8 protein-coding genes and 1 other RNA gene are annotated in these 9,754 nt (G+C 67.7%); 6 read left to right on the top strand and 3 right to left on the bottom strand.

Features of this window, described 5'->3' with window-relative positions; translation table 11 throughout:
• Positions 1-69 precede the first annotated feature (69 nt).
• Positions 70-804: an amino acid ABC transporter ATP-binding protein gene (locus AC1Q6P_RS10385; RefSeq protein WP_171827630.1), complete on the top strand. Its 735-nt coding sequence runs from the start codon at positions 70-72 to the stop codon at positions 802-804.
• 185 nt (positions 805-989) lie between these two features.
• Here AC1Q6P_RS10385 and AC1Q6P_RS10390 read toward each other — a convergent pair whose 3' ends face one another.
• Both AC1Q6P_RS10390 and AC1Q6P_RS10395 read right to left on the bottom strand, forming a co-directional pair.
• The gene (locus AC1Q6P_RS10390; protein ID WP_492663804.1) at positions 990-1,892 is read right to left on the bottom strand and encodes a DUF4394 domain-containing protein; all 903 of its coding nucleotides are present in this window, start codon (positions 1,890-1,892) and stop codon (positions 990-992) included.
• Positions 1,893-2,032: 140 nt separating this feature from the next.
• A complete protein-coding gene (locus tag AC1Q6P_RS10395; RefSeq protein ID WP_492663805.1) occupies positions 2,033-3,685 on the bottom strand; it encodes a diguanylate cyclase domain-containing protein in 1,653 nt (550 codons plus the stop codon).
• Positions 3,686-3,755: 70 nt separating this feature from the next.
• Here AC1Q6P_RS10395 and pyrC point away from each other — a divergent pair, with 70 nt between their 5' ends.
• From pyrC to AC1Q6P_RS10415, 4 genes are read left to right on the top strand one after another with little or no spacing between them, the layout of a single operon-like run.
• Entirely contained in the window at positions 3,756-4,850 is a 1,095-nt protein-coding gene (gene pyrC, locus AC1Q6P_RS10400) for a dihydroorotase (RefSeq protein ID WP_492663806.1), read from the top strand.
• A gap of 8 nt (positions 4,851-4,858) precedes the next feature.
• Entirely contained in the window at positions 4,859-5,620 is a 762-nt protein-coding gene (locus tag AC1Q6P_RS10405) for a DUF3025 domain-containing protein (protein WP_492663815.1), read from the top strand.
• Positions 5,621-5,654: 34 nt separating this feature from the next.
• The gene (locus AC1Q6P_RS10410) at positions 5,655-7,088 is read left to right on the top strand and encodes a S1 family peptidase (protein WP_271010350.1); all 1,434 of its coding nucleotides are present in this window, start codon (positions 5,655-5,657) and stop codon (positions 7,086-7,088) included.
• Positions 7,025-8,059 (top strand): FHA domain-containing protein, encoded by a 1,035-nt coding sequence (locus AC1Q6P_RS10415; RefSeq protein ID WP_492663807.1) that lies wholly within the window; start codon positions 7,025-7,027, stop codon positions 8,057-8,059. The genes AC1Q6P_RS10410 and AC1Q6P_RS10415 overlap by 64 nt, the downstream gene beginning before the upstream one ends.
• Positions 8,060-8,161: 102 nt before the next feature.
• On the opposite strand, the gene cysK is transcribed toward AC1Q6P_RS10415, so the two are convergent.
• The gene (cysK, locus tag AC1Q6P_RS10420; protein WP_492663808.1) at positions 8,162-9,079 is read right to left on the bottom strand and encodes a cysteine synthase A; all 918 of its coding nucleotides are present in this window, start codon (positions 9,077-9,079) and stop codon (positions 8,162-8,164) included.
• Between the two features lie 113 nt (positions 9,080-9,192).
• On the opposite strand from cysK, the gene rnpB reads away from it, so the two are divergent.
• Positions 9,193-9,565: RNase P RNA component class A (gene rnpB, locus AC1Q6P_RS10425), an RNA gene on the top strand.
• Positions 9,566-9,754: the final 189 nt, after the last annotated feature.

Below are 9,754 nucleotides of genomic sequence, written 5' to 3' on the forward strand. Positions count from 1 at the left end.
CAAACGGTTTGGGACGGCCCGGCACCGTTTGAGCTCTGCGCGCTCAAACAATCAATCAGGAGTTCATCCATGATCGACATCAAAAACGTCTCCAAGTGGTACGGCAGCTTCCAGGTGCTGACCGACTGTTCCACCAGCATCCAGAAGGGTGAGGTGGTGGTGGTCTGCGGCCCTTCGGGCTCCGGCAAATCCACGCTGATCAAGACCGTCAATGCACTGGAGCCTTTCCAGAAGGGCGACATCGTTGTCGACGGCATCTCCTTGGCCGACCCCAAGACCAATCTGCCCAAGCTGCGTTCGCGCGTGGGCATGGTGTTCCAACACTTCGAGCTGTTTCCGCACCTCAGCGTGACCGAGAACCTGACCCTGGCCCAGATCAAGGTGCTGGGCCGCACGCCCGACGATGCCAAGACCCGCGGCCTCAAGATGCTGGACCGTGTGGGCTTGTCGGCGCACAAGGACAAATTCCCCGGTCAGCTCTCCGGCGGCCAACAGCAGCGCGTGGCCATCGCCCGTGCGCTCAGCATGGACCCCATCGTCATGCTCTTCGACGAGCCCACCTCGGCCCTGGACCCGGAAATGGTCGGTGAGGTGCTCGACGTGATGGTCAAGCTGGCCCAGGAAGGCATGACCATGATGTGCGTGACCCACGAGATGGGCTTCGCCAAAAAGGTCAGCAGCCGCGTCATCTTCATGGACGCCGGCAAGATCATCGAGGACTGCAAACGCGAAGACTTCTTCGGCAAGCCCGAGGAGCGCTCCCCGCGCGCCAAGGACTTCCTGGCCAAGATTCTTCAGCACTGAGCCGGGACCGAGGTGGGTCCCTGCGGACCCACCGACGCCCGGCGAAGGCCAGGCCGCGTCTCGCGCGGCATGGCTGAGCCCGCGAAGCGAGCCGGTCCCTGCGGACCCACCGATGCACGGCGAAGGCCAGGCCGCGTCTCGCGCGGCATGGCTGATTGAAGGATCGATTCAGTCGCGCCCAGCCCTCACGGCTCGATCGCCGCCCCCACCACCGCCGCGCCACCGCCAATCGTGCCGATGCGTGTGGCCCTGCCGGTCTCCAGATCGATGCGGTACCAGGTCGAGCTGTTGCCCCGGCTGATGGCAGAGTAGGCCGCGTTTGACACGTCGGAGATGTCCAGCGTGGCCCGTTCGAAGGGCCCGATGCCCAGCGAGCCGATGGTGAACAGCCGCCCGCTGTTGGGCGAGATCATGGGCTGCACGCCTTCCTTGCTGCCCTGGTGCACCAGCAGGCCCTGTCGGCCCTCGAGTGCGTAGTTGGTGGTGATCTTCTCGTCGCGCTTGTTGTAGCTGTAGCCGGCGGCGACCAGGGCCATGGGCTTGCCGGCGTTCACATCACCGGCGTCAAAAGCCAAGCGGCCATCGAATTGCAGGCCGGGCTGTTCGGCGTTGCCATCCACCACGGCGCCGGTGTCTGGGTGCAGGCGCAGATTGAAACCGGCGTCGTTGACCACGCGGATGCGGTCCACGGTCGGGTTGAAATCAAAGCCCCATTCCTGGGCACCCTCGCTCGGCAAGGCCGATGGCGTGCCCACGGTGCTGACGCTGCCGTCCTGGGTGTTGATGCGGTAGAGCTGGCCGCTGGCGCCCAGGCCGTAAAGCTGGCCCTTGGCCACGCGGTAGTCGATGCCCAGCAGGCGCTCCTGCGGCGCCAGGCCGCGCAGCGGCTTGCTGCTCAGCAGCCGCTGGGGCTGGCCGGCATTGAACTGGATCAACTGCTGGGCCGTGGTCACGGCGTAGATCATCTCCTTGGCCGGAGGCCCCGGCACTTCTTCCGGCACGCTGCTGCAGCCTCCCAGGACCAGGGCCGCGCAGGCGATCGACGCAGCGGACAGGAGCGACGCGGGGAGGGCGGGTGTTCGGGGCATGGCGGGCGGTCCTCGCAGGAGTTCAACAATTCAGATCGCGATGCTGCCACGCGGGCGGCCGTCGTGCGCGCACATGCCGGCCAAGAGCGTGCAGCTGTTCCGGGTCTGGCCCGGCCCGCAGCCCGCCCCAGCATCCAGACTCAGGAGGTCTCGCTGCCCGGGCTGCTCCGCACGCAGTTGCGCCCGGCGGTTTTGGCGGCATACATCAGCTGGTCGGCGCGGCGCAGCAGGGTCTCCAGGTCGTCGCCCGGCTGACGTTGGCTCAGGCCGATGCTGATGCTGACCGGCAGGTGGCTGCCGCACTGCTGCCAGTTGCCCTCGGCCACGCGTTGGCGCACGCGCTCGCAGATGCGCTGGGCTTCGTCCAGCGTGCGGTCGGGCAGCACGAGCACAAACTCCTCGCCGCCCATGCGTGCCAGCACGTCGCTGGCGCGGATGTCCTGTTGCAGCAGCTGGCCCAGTTGCTTGAGCACGGCATCGCCTGTGGCGTGGCCGCAGTCGTCGTTGATGCGCTTGAAATGGTCGGCGTCGATGACGGCCAGGCTCAGCGGGCTGTCGCTCTGGCCCGGGCCCCAGAGCGTGCGGGCCTGGGCCTCCAGGCCGCGGCGGTTGAGCAGGCCGGTCAGGCCGTCGCACATGGCGTCCTGCTGCAGCTGGGCGGCGCGGGCCAGCAGCTCGTTCTGGCTGCGGATCAGCTCGGCCTCGCGCTCGATGGCGGCGCGTGCCGCCAGCCGCGCTTGCTCCGCCTCGGCCCAGACTTCGGCGCTGCGCGCCACCATGCGCAGGCGGCGTTTGAAATGCTCCATCATCAGATGGTGGCGTTCCTCGAAGCGCTGCAGCGCCGCGTGCAGATGGCCGTAGCTGCGCTCGAGATGGCTGAGCTCGAACAAGACCTGGTGCACCAGATCGGGTTCGTGGCATTCCTGGGCGATGTGCAGCGCATGCTCCAGCGCGTGGCGGGCGTCTTGCTCGCGGCCGCTTTCGGCGGCGGCCATGCCCTGGGTCAGGCTGATCTCGGCGCGCAGCACCGGGCTGTCGCTGGACAGGCCGGCCGCTCGCTGCAGCAGACCGGGCACGCCGGTCATCTGGCTTTGCAGCACCTGGGCGCGGGCCAGTTTCGCGTAGGCCTCGCCGAGGATGTTGTCCAGGCCATGGATGATGCAGGACTCGATGGCTCGCTCGTACCAATGGCCGGCATCCTGGGCGTGGCGCGCAGCGCCGGCGTCGTCGTGGCGCTCGCGGCAGCGCAGGGCCTGGCTCAGGTGGATCTCCGCCAGGTTGGACAGGCCGGCCGTGGCCGAGGGCCCGTAGCCATGGCCTTGTGCTTCTTCGATGCCGGCGCGCAGGCTCAGCTCGGCGCGCTGCCAGTCGCCCATCTGGTTGAAGAGCACGGCCCGGTTCAGCTGCGCGCGCACCAGCTCGCGCGAGGACTGTTGCTGCTCGGCCAGGGCCAGGGCCTTGCTGGCCCATTCCAGGCCGCGCTCCGGGTCGCCCAGCACGCCGAGCGAAAAACCCAGCACGCTGTAAGCGCGGCACAGCTCCTTGCGGGCCTCGGTCGCCTCCAGCACCGGCACATGGGGCAGCAGCAGCTGCATGGCCTCTTCGTGGCGCGAGTCGTAGGCGGCAATCAGGCCCAGCGCAATGCTGGCGCGGCTGCTGGCAAGCTCGTCGCCAGCCTCGCGGGCCTGTTCCAGGCATCGCTGGGCCAGGCGGCGGGCTTCGGCCAGCTGGCCCTGGTCCAGCAGGGTGTAGCTGCGCTGCAGCTCGGGGTCAGGTGTGCGGTGCTGAGACATGGGGCAGGGCCTTCAAGACGCCGTGGCGGCATGCTCGGCACGCCGGGCAGGATTTGGGACAATCACGGGCATGGCGCACACAACTTCCTCCTCCACTCCTTCAGCTTCCTCTTCGTCTGCCCCCGTCTCGGCGGCGGCTCAGACCTTGAGTATCACCCGGCCCGATGACTGGCATCTGCATGTTCGCGACGAAGCGGCCTTGCAAAGCGTGCTGCCCTACACAGCCCGTCAATTCGCCCGGGCCATCATCATGCCCAATCTGCGCCCGCCGGTGACCACGGCCGCGCAAGCGATCGCCTACCGCGAGCGCATCCTGGCCGCCGTGCCCGAGGGTCTGGACTTCCAGCCCTTGATGACCATGTATCTGACCGACCTGACCCCGGTCGAGGAGATCGAGCGCGCCAAGGACGCCGGCGTCGTCGCCCTGAAGCTGTATCCGGCCGGTGCCACCACCAACAGCGATGCCGGCGTGACCGACATCCGCAAGACCTACAAGACCCTGGAGGCCATGCAGCGCGCCGGCCTGCTGCTGCTGGTGCACGGCGAGGTGACCGATCCCGAGATAGATGTCTTCGACCGCGAGGCGGTGTTCATCGACCGCGTGATGCAGCCGCTGCGCCGCGACATGCCCGAGCTCAAGGTGGTGTTCGAACACATCACCACCAAGGAAGCGGCCGACTACGTGGCCAGCGCGGACGACTTCACAGCCGCCACGCTGACGCCCCAGCACCTGCTCTACAACCGCAATGCCATCTTCACCGGGGGCCTGCGCCCGCACTACTACTGCCTGCCCGTGCTCAAGCGCGAGCTGCACCGCCGCGCCTTGATCGAGGCTGCCACCTCGGGCAGCAAAAAGTTCTTCCTCGGCACCGACAGCGCGCCGCATGCCTCGCAGATGAAGGAAAACTCGGTCTGCGGCGCCGGCTGCTTCACCGCCCTTTCGGCCCTGGAGCTGTACGCCGAGGCTTTTGAAGCCATGGGCGCGCTGGACAAGCTGGAGGCCTTCGCTAGCTTCAACGGGCCCGACTTCTACAAGCTGCCGCGCAACAGCGGCCAGGTCACCCTGGTCAAGCAGGACTGGACTCTGCCCAGCGCCGTGCCTTTTGGTGCGGCCGAACTCAAGCCCCTGCGCGGCGGCGAAACCCTGGGCTGGAAACTGCTCTGAGTTCGTCGCTGGATTTCGGCATCGATTGGTCCACGCCTTGGCTGGCGCCCTACCGCGCACGCGGGCTGGCGCTGGCGGCCGATCTTGCCGCCGGCGCCTGCGTGGCCGAGGCGCTCAATGCCCAGTTGCGCGCGGGGCCCCCGGTCTTGCTCGAGGCCGGCCCGCTGCGCTTTGTGGCCCAGGATGAGCTGCCCGAGGGCGAGGCCTACGAGGCCTTCATCCACCGCAGCGCCTGCGTGCCCACGCGCGACAACGCCCATGATTTGTTCAACGGCCTGGTCTGGCTGCACTGGCCCGGGCTCAAGACCCGGCTCAACGCACTCCATCTGCAAGCCTTGACCGAGAGCGGCGGCGTGCAGGCGCAGCGTGGCCCGCTGCGCGATGCCCTGACCCTGCTGGATGAGAACGCCGCCTTTTTGCAGGCGCCCGAGCCGCTGCGGGCGGCTCTGCGTGAGCGTGACTGGACCGCGCTGTTCGGCCGCTTGCGCCCGCTCTGGGCCCAGGCTCGGCTGCAGCTGGTGGGCCATGCCTTGATGGAAAAGCTGCTGCAGCCGCGCAAGCCCATCTGCGCCCATGTGCTGATCCTGCCCGAGGCGGCCGATGCGCAAGACGCGAGTGGCCCCTGGCTGGCGCCGGAGTTCTTGCGGCACAAACCTTTCCTGCCCCTGCCGGTGCTGGGTGTGCCCGGCTGGTGGCCGGCCAATGAAAACGCGGATTTCTATGCCGACCCCGGGGTGTTCCGCCCCGGCGTGCGGGTACAAACCGGCTAGCATCGCCGCTTCTCTGAACCTTGGGAGGTTCCACTTGTTCCGATTTCTCCTCCAGCCCTCGGCGCGCCTGCTTCGGCCGCTCGTGGGGCTCATGGGCAGCCTCATGTTTGGGGGGCTGCTCGGTGTTGCCTCGGCGGCTCCGTCGCCGGCCGTGACGCCGCCGCCGGCTGCTGCTGCTCCTGCTGCTTCTGCCCCGGCCGCCGTGTCGGCCACGGCGCGCCGCGTCTACGAGGGCACGCGCGCCCAGCTGCTGCAGATCCGCACCTTGCTCAAGACCCAGGACAGCCAGGCCTCGGTGGGCTCGGGTTTTCTGGTCAGCGAAGACGGCCATGTCCTGACCAACTACCACGTGATCAGCCAGTTCGCCCTGGAGCCTGAGCGTTACCGCCTGCGCTACGCCACGACCGAGGGGCAGGAGGGACAGCTGGAGCTGCTCGACTTCGATGTGCGCCGCGATCTGGCGCTGCTGCGCGCGCCCGCCGGTGCCTTGAAAGGGCGGGGCGCTTTGAGCTTCCGTCCGGCCGACCGTCCGCTGGCCAAGGGCGACCGTATCTACTCGATGGGCAATCCGCACGATGTGGCCTTTGCCGTGGTCGAGGGTAATTTCAACGGCCTGGTCGAGCGCAGCTTCGATCCGCTGATTTATTACTCGGGCAGCATCAACTCGGGCATGAGCGGCGGCCCGGTGGTGGACGAAGACGGGCGCGTGGTCGGCGTCAATGTCTCGGCCATGTTCTTTGCCCAGCAGATGAGCTTTCTGGTGCCCGGTGAGTTTGCCCGTCAGCTGTTTGAGCGCAGCCGCACGGCCAAGCCCCTGAGTGCGCCGGCCTGGCCGCGCCTGCGCGAGCAGCTGCTGCGTTACCAGGACGAGCTGGTTACGCGTTTCGTGGCCCAGCCCTGGGCTTCGGCCGGCCACAGCCGCTATCAGCTGCCGGTGCCTCAGGAGCAGTTCATGCGCTGCTGGGGCCGCGGCACGCCGGCTGACACCAAGGGCCTGGAGTTCCAGCGCTCGCAATGCCGCATGGAGCACGCCGTCTTTGTCAGCGATGCCATGCAGACCGGCTACCTGGACATGTCGCACGAGGCCTACGACGGCGCCAAGCTCGGCGCCATCCGCTTTGCCAAGCAGTATTCGGGCAGCTTCCGCAACGAGCGCCTGGGCCGCGATGACAAGGACCGCACTGCGCCGTTTTGCAAGGAAGAGTTTGTCGACCGCGCCGGCCTGCCGCTGCGCGCCGTGGTGTGCCTGCGTGCCTACCGCAAGCTCAGCGGTCTGCATGACCTGAGCGTGCTGGTCACCACGGTGGACGCCAGCACCGAAGGCGCACTGGGCCGCTTCGACGCCCGCGGCGTCAGCTTCGACAATGCGCTGAAGTTGAGCGCCCATTACCTGGAAGGTTTTGCATGGACCGCCAAGAAGAACAACGACAAGAACAGCAGCAGCAACAGCCCCAGCGCACCGCGGTGATCGAGGTGCTGGGCCGCGACGGCGAAGTCCGTTCGGTCCAGCGGGTGCAGCAGTGGCCGGCCCTGATCGGCCGCTCGGTGCTCTGCGATGTGGTGCTGGAAGACGGCCATGTGGCGGCCGAACATGCCCAACTGCTCTGGGACGATCAAGGCCCGCGCCTGCGCCTGCTGCCCAGCCTCAACGGCGGCTGGTTGGGTGAGCGCCGCCTGCGCGAGGGCGAAGTGGCCGATCTGCAGCCCGCCGCGGCCTTCCAGCTGGGTGCCACGCACCTGCGCTGGCGCAGCAGCGAGGAGCGCCTGGCCGCCGAGCAGCCCATGCAGGCCCACCAGCAACGGGCCGCCAAGGTGGCGGCCGGCTGGGTGCCAGGCCTGCTGGCGCTCTGGTTGGGCCTGCTGTGGTTTGACCAATGGTCGGCGCTCAATCCGGGTTCACCGTGGGTCGATTACAGCGGCGCCGTGCTCGGCCCCTTGGCCGTGATCCTGGGCTGGGCGGCGCTGTGGTCCCTGGTGACGCAGCTGTTCCAGCATCGCTTTCCCTTCGCCACCCATCTGCGCCGGGCGCTGGTGGGCGTGACGGGCCTGCATCTGCTGAGCTTTGGCCTGCCGCTGCTCGCCTATGCCCTGAGCTGGCCGCGCTTGCTCGTGGTCGATGCGCTGGTCTTTCCGGCGGGCGTGGCCGCGTTGCTGTGGTGGCATGCCATCCTGGTGTGGCCGCGCGGGCGGCGTTGGCTGGCCCTGGCCATCACGGCCGGCCTGGCCACGGTGATGGTGCTGACCGTGGCGCGCCGCCTGGAGCAGCAGCATTGGTTCGGCCCCAATTACCTGAGCGCCTTGCCGCCGCCGTCCTTCCGACTGGTTGAGCCCAAGCCGCCCGAAGCCTTGATCGACGCCCTGCGGCCGCTGGAAGCGCAACTGGCCCGCCAGGCCAGCAAAGACAACGACACGCCCAGCGGCGAGGGCGAGCAGGACTGAGCGCACGGAATTTCGCTTCTTCCAATGACAAGGCCCGGGCCCGCGTGTTGCGATCCCGGGCCCTGCTTGTTTGTATTTGTTGCGCGACTCAGGCGCCTACCATCAAGCCGGCAGGAAGCCCTCGATCGAGAGATAGCGTTCGCCGGTGTCGTAGTTGAAGCCCAGCACGCGGGCGCCAGCGCCCAGCTCGGGCAGCTTCTGCGCGATGGCGGCCAGGGTGGCGCCGCTGGAGATGCCCACCAGCAAACCTTCCTGCGCGGCGCTGCGGCGCGCGTACTCGCGCGCGGCTTCGGCCTCGACCTGGATCACGCCGTCCAGCAATTCGGTCTTCAGATTGACCGGGATGAAGCCGGCGCCGATGCCCTGGATCGGGTGCGGGCTTGGCGCGCCGCCGCTGATCACGGGCGAGGCCGAGGGCTCGACCGCAAAGACCTTGAGCTGCGGCCAGTGTTCCTTCAGCACCTTGGCGCAGCCGCTGATGTGGCCGCCGGTGCCCACGCCGGTGATGAGTGCATCCAGGCCTTCGGGGAAGTCGCGCAGGATTTCCTGGGCGGTGGTCCGCACATGGATGTCGATATTCGCCGGATTCTCGAACTGTTGGGGCATCCAGGCGTTCTCATGCTGGCTCAGCAGTTCCTGGGCGCGGGCGATGGCGCCCTTCATGCCTTTTTCGCGCGGGGTCAGGTCGAAGCTGGCGCCGTAGGCCAGCATCAGGCGGCGGCGTTCCACCGACATGCTGTCCGGCATCACCAGGATCAGCTTGTAGCCCTTGACCGCGGCCACCATGGCCAGGCCGACGCCGGTGTTGCCCGAGGTCGGCTCGATGATGACGCCACCCGGCTGCAAGAGACCGCGCGCTTCGGCGTCTTCCACCATGGCCAGTGCGATGCGGTCCTTGATGGAGCCGCCCGGGTTGCTGCGTTCGGACTTGATCCAGACCTGGGCGTCAGCGCCGAACAGGCGCTGGACGCGGATGTGGGGCGTGTTGCCAATGGTGGCGAGGATGTTGTTGACTTTCATGGCGCGGGGCTCCTTCCGGGGGAAGCGCAAATGCTAGCCTGAGCTGGCGCCCAGCCTTCACTGTTTTCGTGATGAGCTTATGCCGTGTGCGCCATCAGGGATAATGCGTCCGTGAAGCAAGTCAGACCGCCGCTGGTGCGAGCATGGAAACATGGCACTGGAGGAAGGTCCGGACTGCATAGAGCGGCGTAGCAGCTAACGGCTGTCCGGCGTGAGCCGAGGATCAGAGCAACAGAGACGAGTCGATCAAACGTGCCGGGCGCAAGCCTGGCGGGACCGGAAGCGCAGCCTCCGGGATCGGGTGAAACGGGCAATCTCTACGCGCAGCAACACCAAGTAGGCCCGTATTGATGCGGCTCGCAGAGCGGGCGGGTAGGTGGCACCGAGCCGGGCAGCGATGTCCGGCCCAGAGGAATGGCGGTCACAGGACCGGACCCGCAAGGGTCGGGTCTTGCACAGAATCCGGCCTATCGACTTGCTTCACTCTTTCTTCTTTCTTTCTTTCCACCTCGCGTCGCCGCGTCACCAAGTCTGAGCGTAGGGCGGCTGGCAGCACGAAGCAGCCTTTGGTGGTTTTGCTCGTGAGGCCCTGCAGCCTGTGCCGCCACCGGGCTCATGGTTCCGGGGTCGACCCTGGCGGGCCGACTTCCCTGCGCTGCTCGCGCCTCGGGGCTG

Source organism: Roseateles sp. GW835-FHT13E02 (assembly GCF_058794035.1).